Annotated in this window: 15 protein-coding genes; 4 read left to right on the forward strand and 11 right to left on the reverse strand. The window is 68.5% G+C overall.

Features of this window, described 5'->3' with window-relative positions; genetic code table 11:
• Window positions 1-111 precede the first annotated feature (111 nt).
• Genes ftsX through ftsY form a run of 3 tightly spaced genes read right to left on the reverse strand, consistent with a single transcriptional unit; the run spans window position 112 to window position 3,229 of the window.
• Window positions 112-1,086, reverse strand: coding sequence for a permease-like cell division protein FtsX (gene ftsX, locus ACQ1W9_RS17430; RefSeq protein ID WP_431024481.1), 975 nt, complete (start codon window positions 1,084-1,086; stop codon window positions 112-114).
• On the reverse strand, window positions 1,083-1,751 hold the full coding sequence (ftsE, locus tag ACQ1W9_RS17435) for a cell division ATP-binding protein FtsE (RefSeq protein WP_431024482.1): 669 nt from the start codon (window positions 1,749-1,751) through the stop codon (window positions 1,083-1,085). Before ftsE ends, ftsX begins: the two co-directional genes overlap by 4 nt.
• A gap of 8 nt (window positions 1,752-1,759) precedes the next feature.
• Window positions 1,760-3,229: a signal recognition particle-docking protein FtsY gene (gene ftsY, locus ACQ1W9_RS17440; RefSeq protein ID WP_431024483.1), complete on the reverse strand. Its 1,470-nt coding sequence runs from the start codon at window positions 3,227-3,229 to the stop codon at window positions 1,760-1,762.
• Between the two features lie 292 nt (window positions 3,230-3,521).
• Between ftsY and rsmD the strand changes: the two genes are divergently transcribed.
• Together rsmD and ACQ1W9_RS17450 are read left to right on the forward strand one after the other, a co-directional pair.
• Complete coding sequence (rsmD, locus tag ACQ1W9_RS17445) at window positions 3,522-4,190, forward strand: 16S rRNA (guanine(966)-N(2))-methyltransferase RsmD (RefSeq protein ID WP_431024484.1); 669 nt, start codon at window positions 3,522-3,524, stop codon at window positions 4,188-4,190.
• Between the two features lie 69 nt (window positions 4,191-4,259).
• Entirely contained in the window at window positions 4,260-4,454 is a 195-nt protein-coding gene (locus ACQ1W9_RS17450) for a cell division protein ZapB (protein WP_346062855.1), read from the forward strand.
• Here the strand turns inward: ACQ1W9_RS17450 and rimI are convergent.
• From rimI to ACQ1W9_RS17490, 8 genes are all read right to left on the reverse strand, one after another.
• Entirely contained in the window at window positions 4,451-4,921 is a 471-nt protein-coding gene (rimI, locus tag ACQ1W9_RS17455; RefSeq protein ID WP_431024485.1) for a ribosomal protein S18-alanine N-acetyltransferase, read from the reverse strand. The two genes, ACQ1W9_RS17450 and rimI, sit on opposite strands and share 4 nt — an antisense overlap.
• Entirely contained in the window at window positions 4,914-5,708 is a 795-nt protein-coding gene (locus tag ACQ1W9_RS17460) for a hypothetical protein (RefSeq protein WP_431024486.1), read from the reverse strand. Before ACQ1W9_RS17460 ends, rimI begins: the two co-directional genes overlap by 8 nt.
• Window positions 5,705-6,013, reverse strand: a complete 309-nt coding sequence (locus ACQ1W9_RS17465) for a BolA family protein (protein WP_346062858.1) — start codon at window positions 6,011-6,013, stop codon at window positions 5,705-5,707. Before ACQ1W9_RS17465 ends, ACQ1W9_RS17460 begins: the two co-directional genes overlap by 4 nt.
• 41 nt (window positions 6,014-6,054) lie before the next feature.
• The gene (locus tag ACQ1W9_RS17470; RefSeq protein WP_431024487.1) at window positions 6,055-7,461 is read right to left on the reverse strand and encodes an MFS transporter; all 1,407 of its coding nucleotides are present in this window, start codon (window positions 7,459-7,461) and stop codon (window positions 6,055-6,057) included.
• 87 nt (window positions 7,462-7,548) lie between these two features.
• Window positions 7,549-7,935: a hypothetical protein gene (locus ACQ1W9_RS17475; protein ID WP_346062860.1), complete on the reverse strand. Its 387-nt coding sequence runs from the start codon at window positions 7,933-7,935 to the stop codon at window positions 7,549-7,551.
• A 266-nt stretch (window positions 7,936-8,201) separates the two neighbouring features.
• Window positions 8,202-9,752 carry a lysine--tRNA ligase gene (gene lysS, locus ACQ1W9_RS17480; protein WP_431024488.1) on the reverse strand — a complete coding sequence of 517 codons (1,551 nt, stop codon included), beginning with the start codon at window positions 9,750-9,752 and terminating at the stop codon, window positions 8,202-8,204.
• Window positions 9,753-9,846: 94 nt separating this feature from the next.
• Window positions 9,847-10,945, reverse strand: a protein-coding gene (prfB, locus tag ACQ1W9_RS17485) for a peptide chain release factor 2 (RefSeq protein WP_346062862.1) whose coding sequence is annotated in 2 segments (ribosomal slippage) — window positions 9,847-10,869 and window positions 10,871-10,945 — 1,098 coding nt in all. Because the reading frame shifts where the segments join, the coding sequence is not laid out codon by codon here.
• A 181-nt stretch (window positions 10,946-11,126) separates the two neighbouring features.
• The gene (locus tag ACQ1W9_RS17490; protein ID WP_431024489.1) at window positions 11,127-12,497 is read right to left on the reverse strand and encodes an OmpP1/FadL family transporter; all 1,371 of its coding nucleotides are present in this window, start codon (window positions 12,495-12,497) and stop codon (window positions 11,127-11,129) included.
• Window positions 12,498-12,787: 290 nt separating this feature from the next.
• On the opposite strand from ACQ1W9_RS17490, the gene ACQ1W9_RS17495 reads away from it, so the two are divergent.
• A complete protein-coding gene (locus ACQ1W9_RS17495) occupies window positions 12,788-13,252 on the forward strand; it encodes a MerR family transcriptional regulator (protein WP_431024490.1) in 465 nt (154 codons plus the stop codon).
• Entirely contained in the window at window positions 13,249-15,852 is a 2,604-nt protein-coding gene (locus tag ACQ1W9_RS17500) for a heavy metal translocating P-type ATPase (RefSeq protein WP_431024491.1), read from the forward strand. The genes ACQ1W9_RS17495 and ACQ1W9_RS17500 overlap by 4 nt, the downstream gene beginning before the upstream one ends.
• Window positions 15,853-15,929 lie beyond the last annotated feature (77 nt).

The raw sequence follows: 15,929 nt of genomic DNA on the forward strand, positions 1-15,929 counted from the left end.
CTAATGACTGTCCGCTTTGACCCCGGTGTGACCACGGAGTTCCCGAGCGGGCCGATAACCTTCTCGGCTTTACCGAAACCGCCGGCGCCGGCCGCCGATCATCGGACCAGCCTAGCGGGGGCGGATACTCGCCAGGTGGCGTCCCACGGCGATCCAGGCCCCCAGCCAACCCAAGAGTGTACTGCAAAGCAGCAGCGTTGCCGAGCCCGCGACATCCAGTCGCGGCATGGCGAAACTGGCCCCGTAGCTGGCAGCCAGGGCCGAGACCGGCGCGGCCAGCCAGTGCCCGCCCAGGTTGAGCAGGCCCAGCGCCAGCAGGCCGCCGCCCAGCCCATACCAGGCGCCGCTGTAGAGGAAGGGCCTGCGCACGAAGGCGTGGGTGGCGCCGATCAGGGTGACCACCTCGATCTCCTGGCGGCGGCTCTCCACCGCCAGGCGGATGGTATTGCCGACGATCAACAGCACCCCCAGGCCGAACAGCAACGCCAGGGCCAGGGCGACGCGGCGCCCCAGCTCGGCCAGTTGGGCCAGACGCTCCACCCAGGCCAGGTCCAGGCGCACCTCCTCCACCCCGGTGATCGCCTCCAGCTCGGTGGACAGGGCCTGCATGGCCGCCGGCGCCTCCTGACGCGGCATCACCACCACGCTGGCAGGCAGCGGGTTGGTCTCGAGCCGTCCCAGGGCGTCGCCCAGCCCCAGGGCCTGCTGGAACTCCGCCATGCCCTCGGCGGCGGTGATCAGGCGCACCGCCACCACCTCCTCATGGGCGCCCAGGGCCTCGGCGATGCGCATCGCCTCCCCCTCGCCCACCCGGGGCTCCAGGTAGGCGGTGAGGGTGGCGCTCTCGGCCAGCTCGGCATCCAGCAGGCGGGCGCTGTCGAGCATCAGCCACAGGCCCGCCGGCAGCACCAGGGCGATGGCGATGGCCAGCATGGTCAGCAGGCTGCCCAGGGGCTGGCGTACCAGGCGCCGAGCGCTGTCCAGGCCCATGGCCCGATGGTGGCGTCCCCAGGCGCGCAGGCGACTGGAGGCCTGGGTCCGCTGGCTGCGGGCACCGCGCCGGGCGGGCGTATCGTCACGGCTCATGCGGCCTCCTCATCGGCCACCAGGCGCCCCTCGCGCAGGCGCAGGATGCGATGGCGCAAGCGGGCGATCAACGCCAGGTCGTGGCTGGCGATCATCACCGTGGTGCCGATGCGATTGAAGTCCTCGAACAGCGCCATGATATCGGCGGAGAGCTGGGGATCCAGGTTGCCGGTGGGCTCGTCGGCCAGCAGCAGGGCCGGCTTGTTGACCACCGCCCGGGCGATGCCGATGCGCTGTTGCTCGCCCCCGGAGAGCTCGATGGGCAACGCCTTCTCGCGGTAGAGCAGGCCCACCTTGTCGAGGGCGGCGCGTACCCGGCGGGCGACCTCCCAGGGCTCCATGCCCTGGATCTCGAGCGGCAGGGCCACATTGGCGAAGACGCTGCGATCGAAAAGCAACTGGTGATCCTGGAAGACCACGCCGATCTGGCGACGATAGAAGGGCAGCTGGCTGGCGTGCAGGCGCTCGATATCGTGGCCGGCCACCAGCACCCGGCCGCGACTGGGGCGCTCCAGGCGCATGATCAACCGCAGCAGGGAGCTCTTGCCGGCCCCGGAGTGGCCGGTCAGGAAGACCATCTCGCCGCGGCGCACCCGGAAGTCGAGATTGGCCAGCGCCTCGAAGCGCCCGCCGTAGCGCTTGCCCACATGCTCGAAGACGATCATCGGCAGGCTCAGGCGTCGCCACGCCGGGCGTCGTCGCGCCGGGCGTCGTCGCGCCGGGCGTCGTCACGCTCGAAGAGCGCGCCGACGAACTCCTCGGCGGCGAAGGGGCGCAGGTCGTCCAGGGACTCGCCGACGCCGATATAGCGGATCGGCGTACCCAGTTGCTTGGCCAGGGCGAAGATGATGCCGCCCTTGGCGGTGCCATCCAGCTTGGTCAGGGTGATGCCGGTGACCGGCACCGCCTCGTTGAAGGTACTGGCCTGGGCGAGGGCGTTCTGGCCGGTACCGGCGTCGAGCACCAGCATCACCTCGTGAGGCGCCTGGGCATCCAGCTTGCCCATCACCCGCTGCACCTTCTTGAGCTCCTCCATCAGGTGACCCTTGTTGTGCAGGCGGCCGGCGGTATCGGCGATCAGCACGTCCACCTGGCGGGCCTTGGCGGCGGCCAGGGCATCGTAGATCACCGAGGCGCTGTCGGCGCCGGTATGCTGGGCGATCACCGGCACGCTGTTGCGCTCGCCCCACACCTTGAGCTGCTCCACCGCGGCGGCGCGGAAGGTGTCACCGGCGGCCAGCATCACGCTGCGCCCCTCGGCCTGGAAGTGCTGGGTGAGCTTGCCGATGGTGGTGGTCTTGCCGACGCCGTTGACGCCCACCATCAGGATCACGAAGGGGCCCTCGCCCTTGGGCGGCAGGTCGAGCGGTCTGGCCACCGGCGCCAGCAGGGCGGCCAGCTCCTCCTGCAGGGCCTGGTAGAGGGCCTCGGCATCCTTGAGCTCCTTGCGGGAGACCCGGTCGGTGAGGCTGTCGATGATCTCGGTGGTGGCCTCGATGCCCACATCCGCCAGCAGCAGTTGGGTCTCCAGCTCCTCCATCAGGTCGTCATCGATCTGCTTCTTGCCCAGGAAGAGGTCGGCGATGCCGTCGGTCAGGTTGGCGCGGGTCTTGCCGAGCCCCGCCTTGATCCGCGCGAACCAGCCCTTCTTCCTGGGCGCCTCTTCCGGCTCGGCTGCCGCCATCGGCTCGGGCTCAGGCTCAGGCTCAGGCTCAGGCTCAGGCTCAGGCTCAGGCTCAGGCTCAGGCTCAGGCTCAGGCTCAGGCTCAGGCTCAGGCTCAGGCTCAGGCTCAGGCTCAGGCTCAGGCTCAGGCTCAGGCTCAGGCGAGACAGTCTCTTCGACTGGCGCAGGTGCCGCTACCTCGGGAGCGGTCTCAGCGACCGGCTCGTCCGCCGCCTGGGGCGACTCTGACTGATTTGCCTCGGCGCTTGCCTCGGGGTCGCTAGCGGCGGCCTTCTCGGGGTGCTCTGACGCCTCGGCAACGGGTGCCGCCGGCTGCGGCTCGCGATGGCTTGCCTCGTCTGCCGAGGCCTTATCATCCTGGCCGTCGACGTCGGGTGCCTGGGACTCCTCCAGCCGAGTCTCCTCGGCCTGTGGCTTCTGCTCTTCCTGTTTCTTCTTGCGCTTGAAAAATCCGAACATGGGGTGATCTGACCTCGAGGTCTGAAGAATCGGCTCATCCTACCACTGCCGACCATTACTGTGGATGCGGTTAAGCCCGGAGAGATACGCTCGCCCCTGACACGACGAACCACATCCTCCTCTCGCCGCCGCCGACCATTACTGTGGATGCGGTTAAGCCCGGAGAGATACGCTCGCCCCTGACACGACGAACCACATCCTCCTCTCGCCGCCGCCGACCATGACTGTGGATAAGGCCGGGGGTGCGACCCCAGCCATGACTATGGAGAAGGCCGGGGGTACAATCCCGGCCATGACACGACGCTCCTCTTCCCCCTCTCGCCACCGCCGCTCCTCGTCCCGGGGGGCTGCCCCAGGGCCTGGCCCGAGTGGCCGCGGCAAGCTGCGCATCATCGGCGGCGACTATCGCCGCCGCCAGCTGCCGGTGCCCGATAGCCCCGGCCTGCGCCCCACCCCGGACCGGGTCCGCGAGACCCTGTTCAACTGGCTGACCGGGGTGACGCCCGGCGCCCGGGTGCTGGACCTCTATGCCGGCACCGGCGCCCTGGGGCTGGAGGCGCTCTCCCGGGGCGCCCGGCAGGCCTGCTTCGTGGAGCGTGAATCCCGGGTGGCCCAGGGGCTCGGCACCAACCTGGAGACCCTGGGGGCTAGCGACCGGGGCCGGGTCCTGACTCAGGCCGCGGAGGCCTTCCTGGTCGGCCCCGCCACGCCCTTCGACCTGGTCTTCCTCGACCCGCCCTTTCGTCAGGGGTTGGCCGAGGCGGCCTGTGTCGCCCTGGAGGAGAACGGCTGGCTCGCGGCCGAGGCGTGGATCTATGTGGAAGTGGAGCAGGAGCTGGCACTGAGGGTGCCGGCCCACTGGCAGCTGCATCGGGAGGTCAAGGCCGGCGATACCCTGGGGCGCCTCTACCGACGCCAGGCGCGCCACGCCTCCCCGTCGCCGGCCGGCGACGCTTGCTGAGCCGCGCCAGCCATCGTACGCTGCGCCCTGTAGGCCCATGCCACACGCTCAGCGATCAGGAGAAACAGGATGAGTATCGAACTCTTCAACCAGCTCGAACAGAAGGTATCCCAGGCCGTGGAGGCCCTGGAACTGCTGAAGATGGAAGCCGAGGAGCTGCGCGAAGAAAACAGCCGCCTGAAGCAGGAGCACGACGAGTGGCAGCGTCGCCTCAGTGGCCTGTTGAGCAAGTTCCAGGAGCTGGACGGCGGCAGTCAGTCCTAAGCCGTCTCCTTTGCGGACGCCAGCGCGAGCGACATCAGCACGGCGTCCTCCCGGGGCGCCCCCGCCTCACCGGGATAGTAGCCCCGGCGACGCCCATCCTCGCTGAAGCCGGCGGCCCGATAGAGCGCCAGGGCCGGCGCATTGCCGGCCCGCACCTCCAGCAGCAGCCGCTCGCTCTCCCACCCTTTCGCCGTCGCAATCACCTCCGCCAGTAGCCGCCGGGCCAGGCCACGACGCCGCGCCTGGGGCGACACCGTGATGGCCTGCAGCTCCGCCTCGAAGGGCAAGCGGTAGACGATCGCCTGCCCCAGCAGTGCCTCCCCATCACGAATCCCCCAGACCCGGGCCGCCTCGTCCTCCAGGGCCGCGGCCAGCTGGTGCTCGCTCCAGGGATGTGATTGCCCGACCCGTTCCAAGGCCAGCAGGGCCGACAGGTCCGCCCGCGCCAGGCGTACCGGCTCAGGCATCGCCGCCCTCCCCGGCCGACCAGGCCTGGCCCAGGGCCCGCAGCCGCGGCCAGAGGGCCCGCTTGGCCTCGCCGTCCCCGGCCAGCTCGGCGAGACTCGGCCCCTGCCAGGCCGGCAATGCCAGGCCCTCGCTGCGCTCGGCGTCGATGGCCAGCACCCGGCTCAGTTCCGGCGAGGGCCCGAAGACCAGCAGTCGCTCCGGGTGCCAGCCACGCCCGGCGATAAAGGCCTTGAGCCCTTCCCGGGCCTCCTCCAGGGGGGCTTCCACCGGCAACCCCTCCATCATTGGCCAGTCGAAGCGCTGGAAGGCCGGCGCCGCCAGGGGCAAGCCGGCGGCGCGCCCCAGGTTATTCAGTAGTCGCTGCTGCATGGCATCCGGGGCCTCGGGCAAGAGCACCAGCCAGCGTCCCTCCAGGGCCATCAGCTGCACGGAGAAGCGCAACGCCCGTTGCGGCTCCGCCGCAGGAGCGGGCTCGGCGGGCTGGGGCTCCGACGGCTTGGCCGCCGGGGCCTGAGGGGCCTCGCCCAACAAGGCCTTGGCCCGCCCCGGCCCGGCCGTCGTTTCGGGAGATGCCTTGGGCGTCGCCTCGGGGGACTCGCGACGTGGCGCCGCGGGCTCCTGCAGCAAAGCCTGCAAACGGGCCTGGGGCGCCTGAGCCGGGACCGGCGCCTCCTCGGGCCAGTCGCAGGCCGGGGTTTCGGCCGCCCCGGGCAGCCGATAGCGGGCCGTCCAGGCGGTCAGCCCCATGGCCTCCAGGTACTGGAGGCGCTGCGGTTCGTTGATCACCGGCCGCCGCCGCGACAGTTCGGAGAGTCGGGCCGCTCGCCGCCCCGGGCGGCCCACTCCTCCGGGGTGTAGGGATGCAAGGCCAGGGCATGCACGGGCCCGGCCAGCTCATCGGCCAACAGGGCATAGATCTGCTGATGGCGCTTGACCGGCAGCATGCCGCCGAAGCGCTCGGAGACCAGGGTCACCTTGAAGTGGGTCTCGGAGTTCGGCGGCACATGGTGCTTGTGGCTCTCGTTCTCCACCACCAACACGCTGGGCTCGAGGGCCTGGAGTTTCGCTTCGATGGACGCCTGTACGCTCATGGGAGCCTCGCTTGGGGAGATGGAAAGGACCTCCATTGTACTCATTCGGCCAGGCTCCGACGATGGGCCTCGCGACGCGCCGTACCACTCAGGGGCAGGCGCCGCAGGCTGGCCAGCAGCGCCAGCAGGCAGGCCAGGCAGCCCAGCCAGAGGGTGGTCTGCACCGAGGCCAGCCAGCCGGTGGCCAGCACCAGGCCGACCACGGCGACCCCCAGGGACTGCCCCAGGGTACGGGTGGTGCTCATCACCCCGGAGGCGTTGGCACTGCGCGCCCGAGGCACGCTGCTCATCAGTTCACGGTTGTTGGGGGCCTGGAAGAGGCCGAAGCCCAGGCCGCACAGCGCCATGCGCCACAGGCTGTCGGCGAGGCTCGCCTCGGGCCCCAGCAGCGCCAGGGCCGCCAGGCCGCCCATCAGCAGTCCCAGGCCGGTGCTGGCCAGCAGGGCCGGATTGAAGCGGTCCGCCAGGCGTCCGGCCAGGGGCGCGGTCAGCATGATGGTCAGCGGCCAGGGGGTGAAGAGCCAGGCGGTCTGCAGGGGCGAGTAACCCAGCTCCTTCTGGTAGTAGAAGGAGAGCGCCACGAAGACCAGCCCCTGGGCGATAAAGGTCAACCCTTGGGCCTGGATCCCCAGGGCGAAGCGCGGCTCGCGGAAGAGCCCCAGCGGCAGCAGCGGGTGGCGGGCGCGACGCTGGCGAACCAGGAAGCCGCCGCCACAGGCCAGGCTCAGGGCCAGCAGCGCCAGGCCCCAGGCGTCGCCATGGCCCAGGGCATCCATGGCCAGGAAGAAGCCCACCAGCATGGCCGCCGAGAGCAGCGCCCCGGCCAGGTCGAAACCGCCCTGCCGGCGCGGCTCGGCAGGCAGCGCCCGCCAGGCCACCGCGGCGGCGATCAGCCCCAGGGGCACATTGAGGGCGAACAGCCAGGGCCAGTCGGCGATGGCCAGCACCAGCCCGCCCAGGGCCGGCCCCGAGGCATAGCCCACCGCCACCACCATGGCGCTGAAGCCCATGGCCGCCCCCAGCAGCCGCGAGGGGAAGACCTGGCGATAGAGGGAGGGACCGATGGAGAGGGTGGCAGCGGCACCCAGCCCCTGCAGGGCGCGGAACAGCAGCAGGGCCTCCAATTGGCTGGAGAGGGCGGCCCCCAGGGAGGCGGCGGAGAACAGCAGCAGCCCCAGGATATAGAGCCGGTGGCGACTGAGCAGCTCGCTCAGGGCGGCGCACACCAGCAGGCTGGCGCCACACACCAGTTGGAAGCTGGTCACCACCCACACCGCCCGGGCCTCGGAGATGGCCAGGTCACGGGCGATGGAGGGCAGGGCCACGTTGATCATAGTGACATCCACCACCGTGATCAGGGTGCCCAGTACCAGGGTCAATACGGCCAGGCGGCGCTCGGGCCCCGGCAGGCCGTCGTCGCCGGGGCGGGTGGAGAAGAGTCGGCTCATGGGCTTCCGTTTATGCCAGCGCAACGAAAAGACCGGCCGCGGCCGGTCTTGGAAGACGGTGAGACGACCCGCTTAGGAGGCTGTCTCCTAGTCCGGGTCGGTCTCCATCAACAGGGCATCGTCGAACTCGGAGATCTCCAGGGGCGCCTCGTCGTCCAGGTCCATGGCCAGGTAGCTGTGCTCGACCCGCAGGAAACGCTGGAAGAGCGCCCAGTCGAGGGTCTCGGGCCAGAGGCGCTCGTCCTCCTCCCAGGCCCGCAGCTCGGTCTCGAGGATCTCCAGGTAACGCTCCCGCACGAAGGCCTGCAGGGCCTCCGGGGTATCCATCTCGGGGATCAGGTAGACGGTGCTCTCCCGATCGACATCATCGAGGGTCAGGTCATCCTCGCCCACCGTGGGCTCCAGGGAGTTGATCCAGTCCAGGAAGGGCTGGGTCGGCTTGACGCTCAGGGCGGAGCGGTTGAGCAGTTTCATCGCACTCTCCTCGATGACGATTCCTGGGCATTATGGGCGCAAGGCCCCCCGGTTACCAATACTTCCCCTTAGCCCGGGGCCATCACAGTAAATGCACTTCCGGCTCGGCGGCACGGGGCTACCCTGGGGGCAGGTCCTCGCGGGGCGCTGTGAACCCCTCCCTGGGCGCTACTTTTGCCCTCCATGGCAAAAAACCCCCGCTCCATCCTGCCCCCAGCGCCCCTTAGACGCTCCGATGCCAGCGACCTGTGATCGGCCAGCTCCTTTTACTCCACTTCGGGGCGCATGGCCGGGAACAGCAATACATCGCGGATCGAGGCGCTGTCGGTGAGCAGCATCACCAGGCGATCGATACCGATGCCCTCGCCGGCGGTGGGCGGCATGCCATACTCCAGGGCGCGCACATAGTCGGCGTCGTAATACATCGCCTCGTCGTCGCCGGCCTCCTTCTCGGCCACCTGCTCGCGGAAGCGCTCGGCCTGGTCCTCGGCGTCGTTGAGCTCGGAGAAGCCGTTGGCGATCTCGCGGCCACCGACGAAGAACTCGAAGCGCTCGGTGACGAAGGGGTTCGAATCCTTGCGCCGCGCCAGCGGGCTCACCTCGGTAGGATACTCGGTGATAAAGGTGGGCTGCTGGAGGCGGTGTTCCACGGTCTTCTCGAAGATCTCGATCTGGATCTTGCCCAGGCCCCAGCCATCCTTGACGTCGATATCCAGGCGCTCGGCGATCTGGCGGGCGGCGGCCTCATCGGCCAGCGCCTCGGCGTGGATCTCCGGGTTGTACTCGAGAATCGAGTCGAAGACGCTCAGGCGGCGCAGCGGCCGGCCGAAGTCATACTCGAAGGTCTCCAGCACCTCGCCGTCGCGGCTACGCACGGTGTTGACCAGGGTGGTGGTACCCAGCACCTCCTGGGTCAGGGTGCGCAGCATCGCCTCGGTGAGGTCCATCAGGTCGTTGTAGTCCGCATAGGCCTGATAGAACTCGATCATGGTGAACTCGGGATTGTGCCGAGTGGAGAGGCCCTCGTTGCGGAAGTTGCGATTGATCTCGAAGACCCGCTCGAAGCCCCCCACCACCAGGCGCTTGAGGTAGAGCTCCGGGGCGATGCGCAGGTACATGTCCTGGTCCAGCGCATTGTGGTGGGTGATAAAGGGACGCGCCGTGGCGCCGCCGGGGATCGGCTGCAACATGGGGGTCTCCACCTCCATGAAGCCGCGGGCCTCGAAGAAGCGACGCATGGCGCTGATCACCCCGGCACGGGTCTCGAAGACCCGCCGCGAGTCGGGGTTCATGATCAGGTCCACGTAGCGCTGGCGGTAGCGCGCCTCCATGTCGGTGAGGCCGTGGAACTTGTCGGGCAGCGGGCGCAGGCTCTTGGTGAGCAGCCTGGCCTCTTCCATCATCACATAGAGGTCGCCCTTGCCGGACTTGTGCACCGGCCCGCGCCCGGCAACGATATCGCCGATATCCCAGCCCTTGACGTCTTCGAGCACCTCGGCCGGCAGCCCCTTCTTGTCGACATAGAGCTGGATCTGCCCGGAGACGTCCTGAATCACGATAAAGGGGCCGCGCTTGCGCATGATGCGCCCGGCCACCGCCGCCCGGCGCCCCAGCGCCTCGAGTTCCTCCTTCGCCTTGTCGCCGAGCTCGGCCATCAGCTCGGCGGCCTGGCTGTCGCGGCGAAAGTCATTGGGGAAGGCACTCGCCCCCTGGGCAACGGCCTTCTCGCGGCGCGCGGCCAGCTTGGCGCGGCGCTCGGCGATCAGGTGATTGTCATCCTGTTGGGGGCTATCCGAAGAGGGGCTCTGGTTGGCCATATCGCTACCTGTAGTCGAGTTAAGCAAAGAGGGCGGCGGAGCGGTGAAACGGCCGATCACGGCGAGGCCACCGCCCCGCCGCGATGGGCGAGGGTCAGAGACCCTGTTTAAGGCTGGCTTCGATAAACTGATCCAGGTCGCCGTCCAGCACCTTGTCGCAGTTGCTGGTCTGCACCCCGGTGCGCAGGTCCTTGATGCGCTGATCATCCAGCACATAGGAGCGGATCTGGCTGCCCCAGCCGATATCGGCCTTGGACTCTTCCGCTTCCTGCTTGGCGGCGTTGCGCTTCTGCATCTCATGTTCCCACAGCTTCGCCTTGAGCTGTTTCATGGCGAAGTCGCGGTTGGCGTGCTGGCTGCGCTGGCTCTGACAGGCCACCACGATGCCGGTGGGCTCGTGGGTGATGCGTACCGCCGAGTCGGTGGTGTTGACGTGCTGACCGCCGGCACCGCTGGAGCGATAGGTATCGACGCGCAGGTCCGCCGGGTTGATCTCCACCTCGAAGCTGTCATCCACCTCCGGCGACAGGAACACCGAGGCGAAGGAGGTGTGGCGGCGGCCGCCGGAGTCGAAGGGACTCTTGCGCACCAGGCGATGCACCCCGGTCTCGGTGCGCAGCCAGCCGAAGGCGTAGTCGCCCTGGACATGGATGGTGGCCGACTTGATACCCGCCACCTCGCCGGCGGAGGCCTCGATGATCTCGGCCTTGAAGCCGTGATGCTCGGCCCAGCGCAGGTACATGCGCAGCAGGATATTGGCCCAGTCCTGGGCCTCGGTGCCGCCGGAACCGGCCTGGATATCGAGATAGGCGTTGTTCTCGTCCATCTCGCCGGAGAACATGCGCCGAAACTCGAGTTTCTCCAGGGCCGCCTGGAGCCCCTCGAGCTCCTTGCGCACCTCGTCGACGGTGGCCTCGTCCTCCTCCATCTCGGCCAGCTCGAGCAGGTCACGGCTATCGCCGAGGCCCTGGTCGAGCTCGTCGATGGTCTGGACGATCTGCTCCAGGGAGGCGCGCTCCTTGCCGAGCTTCTGGGCGTAGTCCGGGTCGTTCCAGACGTTGGGGTCTTCCAGCTCGCGGGAGACTTCTTCTAGCCGATCCTTGCGTTCGGCATAGTCAAAGATACCCCCTCAGGACGTCTGTCCGCTCGGACAGGTCCTTGATCAGGTTATGAATGGGATTGGTTTCCAGCATAGGGGCGTCTCGCCTGAATCTGCGGTGAACAAGCGGCCACCCGGCCCGGCGGGTGGCCAGGGCCGGGTGGCGCGGAAAGGGCATTATTGTAGCGAACCTGCCGTCAGGCCGCACCCGTCAGGATACCTCAGACGCGCGAAACCCGGCCGAGGCCGGGTTTCGCTTGCTGAACTAGCAGACCTTAGAATCGGTAGGTCAGCTGGGCGCCGAAGCCATGGGCCTCGTTCTTGTAATCTGCCGCATAGGTGGCCCCGCCCAAACCACTATAGAGATCATCCCGGGACTGACTGATTCGGGTACTCCGCTCGGTCAGGTAGGAGTAGGCGAAGTCCAGGGTCAGGTCCTCGATAGGCGTCCAGCCGGCGCCGATAGAGAAGATCCGGCGATCGTCCGAAGGAATCCGCACGCTGCGATGTTGATCGCTGGTAGGCGTATTATCCAGGCTCACCCCGGCTCGCAGCGCCAGCTGAGGATTCAGCTGATACTCGCCCCCCACGGCGAAGGCCCAGGCGTTGGAGTAATCCTGCGTCTCCTGGGTGATCTGCTGGCCCTGGCTGCCGGTGACCAGGATCTGGTCGAAGCGGCTCCAGCGGGTCCAGGAGGCGCCAAACATCAGCTTCAGGCGATCCGACATCTGCTGGGTCACCGAGAAGTTGACGGTCTCCGGCGTGGTCAGATCCAGGCTGGCACTATCCTGCAGCGGGACACCTGTATTGGGATCCAGCGCAATACTCCCATCTGGCGCCGTGGCGCGGAAGTCACCGGTCAGGGTGTAATCCACCTCGGAACGATAGGTCAGGCCCAGGGTGGTCTCGGGGACCGGTTGATAGATCACCCCCAGGTTATAGCCCCAGCCATCGTCGTCGCCCTCGACCCGGGAGTCGATATCGGCGGAGGGGTCGAAGGGCTGGGCGGGATTCCCCGGCACCCGCCGCCGCAACTCCCCCTCGACCCGGTTATAGGTGATCCCGGCCCCGACCGACCATTGCTCATTGATGCGATAGGAGAGGGTCGGCTGGGCGCTGACCACCCGCACCTCGGTATAGTCGCCGAAGTAGCGCCCCTGGAAGCCCTCCTCATACTCGGTCATGGAGCCGAAGGGCGCATAGACGCCGAAGCCGAAGGCCAGGCGCTCGTTCAGCGGCTGAGCATAGAAGGCGAAGGGAATCAGCTTGCCGGGCACCATATCGCCCTCGCTGGTGCCGGGAATCGTCCCCACCGGCACCTGCTGGCCGGTGGCGTTAGCCGGATTGCCGGTCGCGGCGAACCCGCTATCGAGCATGGCATTGGCCTGCACATTGCTGATATCGCTGCTGACGTCGAGATAGGTTCCGCCGGCGGTGACCTGGGCCCGGTCCAGGAAGGACATGCCCGCCGGGTTGCCGAAGACGATGGTGGCATCATGAACATTGGAGCTGCGCCCGGCATGGCCATAGCCCTGGCCACTGACACTCTGTTCGTTGATCTGGTACCCGCCGGCACTGGCCTGGCCGGCGAAGGTGGCGGCGGCGATGGCCACGGCCCAGGAGAGCTTGTTGAACTTGTTCTGCATGATCACGACATCCTGTTCAGGGGTGAGCTGTGCGTTGTTATAAACCCGCGCCGGCGGGCGATGACGTGCCCCAGTGTTGGCGCAACCCCGGGGGCAGATCAAGGCCAAACGTTCGTTTTAATGCAATATTTGCTAATACTTTGGTCGCACGATCGTTTGACTCCCTGAACTTTCAATCACTTGCCGAGTCGGTGCCGAGCGCCTCGCCCTGCCCCGGAAAGCGCTGCTTGACCTAGGTGTTACTCACAGGTTCTAAACTCTCCGGTAACCTTCGACCCGCGAGAGACATCATGAAAGTCATCGAGCTGGCCCGGGCCGCCGGGGTCACCGGCGAGACCGTGCGCCACTACACCCGCGAGGGACTGCTGTACCCCGCCCGCGATCCGGACAACGGCTACCAGCGCTATGGTCCCCGGGACCTGGAGCGGCTGCGCTTTATCCAGCGTGCCCGCACCCTGGGCTGCAGCGTCGCCGAGATTCGCGACATCCTCGCCCATGCCGACCAGGGCGACTCCCCCTGCCCCCTGGTGCGCGACCTTCTGGCCAGCCGCCTGCCGGAGATCCACGCCCGTATCGCCGAGCTGCAGGCCCTGGCCGAACGCATGGAGCAGGCGCTGTCGACCTGGGAGGCGATGCCCGACGGCACCCCGGATGGTCATAGCCTGTGCCGCCTGATCGAGAGTTTCCCCGAGCCCCTCAGCGATACCACGGCCGACGCCTCGCCCGACGCCCCCTCCAAGAAGGAGACACCATGAACGCCCAGACATCACTGCAGCGCAGCGTCCCCGGCATGAGCTGCCAGGGCTGCGTCAAACGCATGCGCGAGGCGATTCAGGACCGGGATCCCGAGGCCGAGGTAGTGGGCGAGCCCGCCGAGAAGCGCCTCACCGTCACCTCCTCGCTGGATGGTGAGGCCCTCGATGCCATCCTCGCCCAGGCCGGCTACCCGACCGGCGAGATCGCCCACGCCGACGAAGCGCCCGACGCCGCGACAGCCGACGAAGACGAGGCACCCGGCGCCGCGGATACCAAGGACGCCGAGGCCCCGTCGGCGGCGGAACATGCCATCACCCAACGGCTGGCGATCGGCGGCATGACCTGCGCCAGCTGCGTGAAGAGCGTCCGGCAGGCCCTGGAGCGCACCCCAGGGGTGGCCACCGCCAGCGTCAATTTCGGCACCCGCACCGCCCAGGTCCATGGCAGCGCCGAGGCCGAGGCCCTGATCCAGGCCGTGCGCTCGGCGGGCTACGAGGCCGAGCCGATCGTCGACCTGCGCCAGGCCGAGGCCAGCCGTGCCGAACAGGACGCCAAGGAGTATCGCCGTCGCCTGCACGGCAGCTTCTGGTCGCTGGCGCTGGCGGTGCCGCTGATGGTCAGCATGGTCTTCTTCCACCCCCACCCATCGGGTCCGGGGCGGCTCTTCTGGCTGGCGATCGGGCTGCTGACGCTGGCGGTGATGGCCGGCCCCGGCCGCCACTTCTTTATCAACGCCTGGAAGAACTTCCGTCACCACCAGGCCAATATGGATACCCTGATCGCCATGGGCACAGGTACCGCCTGGGGCTACTCCATGGCAGTGGTGGCCTTTGCCCCCTGGCTTCCCGAGGTGGCCCAGGGCATCTACTTCGAGGCCTCGGCGATGGTGATCGGCCTGGTGCTGCTGGGCAATGCCTTGGAGCTGCGTGCCCGGGGCCGCACCAGCGAAGCCCTCAAGCGCCTGCTCGACCTGCAGAGCCGCACCGCCCGGGTGATCCGCGACGGCGAGGAGCGGGAGGTGGAGATCGACGCGGTGCGCGAGGGCGACCGGATCCGCGTGCGCCCCGGCGAGCGCCTGCCGGTGGACGGCCTGGTGGTGGAGGGCGCCAGCCATATCGACGAATCGATGCTGACCGGCGAGCCGGTCCCGGTGGCCAAGGGGGTGGATGACGAGGTCAGCGCCGGCACCGTCAACGGCAAGGGGGGGCTGGTCTACGAGGCGACCCGGGTCGGTGCCGATACCCGGCTGGGGCAGATCACTGAGCAGGTGGCCAGCGCCCAGAACTCCCGCCCGCCCATCGGCGCCCTGGCCGACAGGATCTCCAGCATCTTCGTGCCCTCGGTGATGATCATCGCCGTGCTGACCGCCCTGGCCTGGTTCAACTTCGGCGCCGAGCCGCGGGTCATTCATATGCTGGTCACCGCCACCACGGTGCTGATCATCGCCTGCCCCTGCGCCCTGGGCCTGGCCACGCCCATCTCCACCATGATCGGCGTGGGCAAGGCCGCCGAGCGGGGCGTGCTGGTGAGAAACGGCGCAGCCCTGCAGACCGCCAGCAGGCTCACCACCCTGGTGGTGGACAAGACCGGCACCCTCACCGAGGGCAAGCCACGGGTAACCGAGGCCCACTTTTTCTCTGGCACGGGGCTCGACGGCGATGAGGCCCGGCTGCTGGGCCTGGTCGCGGCCCTGGAGCGGGGCTCCGAGCATCCCCTGGCCAGCGCCTTGGTGGGCTATTGCGAAGCGCGGGCACAGGAGCGGATCGGCGACACGGCCGCCGAGATCCGCGACTTCACGAGCATTACCGGCGGCGGCGTCCGGGCTACCAATGGCGACAGCAAGCCGCTGCTGCTGGGCAATGCCCGCCTGCTGGAGGAGGCCGGCGTCGACCTGGACGCCGCCGCCGAGCGGGCCACCCAGTGGGAAAAGCAGGCCCGCACCGTGGTCTACCTGGCCGTGGGCGGCGAGCTGGCCGCGCTATTCGGTATCAGCGACCCGCTGCGCCACGACACGGTCAAGGCGGTGAAGCGCCTGCAGGCCGACGGCCTCAGGGTGGTGATGCTGACCGGCGACAACCGGCACACCGCCGCCGCCATCGCCGCCGAGCTGGGTATCGACGACTTCCGTGCCGGCCTGCTGCCCGAGGACAAGCACGCCGAAATCGCGCGCCTGCAGGGTGAAGGCGAGGTGGTGGGCATGGTCGGCGACGGCATCAACGACGCCCCGGCCCTGGCCCGGGCCGACGTGGGCTTCGCCATCGGCCAGGGCACCGATGTGGCCATCGAGAGCGCCGGTATCACCCTGATGCGCGGCTCCCTGCACGGCGTCGCCGATGCCATCGAGATCAGCCGGGCGACGCTGGCCAATATCAAGCAGAACCTGGTGGGGGCCTTCGGCTACAACGCCCTGTGCATTCCCATCGCCGCGGGGGTGCTCTACCCCCTCACCGGCATGCTGCTGTCGCCGATGATCGCCGGCGCCGCCATGTCGCTCTCGTCCATCACCGTGGTCAGCAACGCCAACCGCCTGCGGCTGCTCAGGCTCGGCGCGCCGAGTGACCACCCCACCGAAGCGACTCCGCGGGAGGCAACCCCATGAGCTGGCTGATCAATCTGGCGGGCCTGGCGCTGATCGCCGCCATCGTCTGGTGGTTCTGGCTAAGCTAGGCCCGGAGC

This window comes from Halomonas sp. H5, from assembly GCF_050613175.1.
Lineage (GTDB): Bacteria > Pseudomonadota > Gammaproteobacteria > Pseudomonadales > Halomonadaceae > Bisbaumannia > Bisbaumannia salifodinae.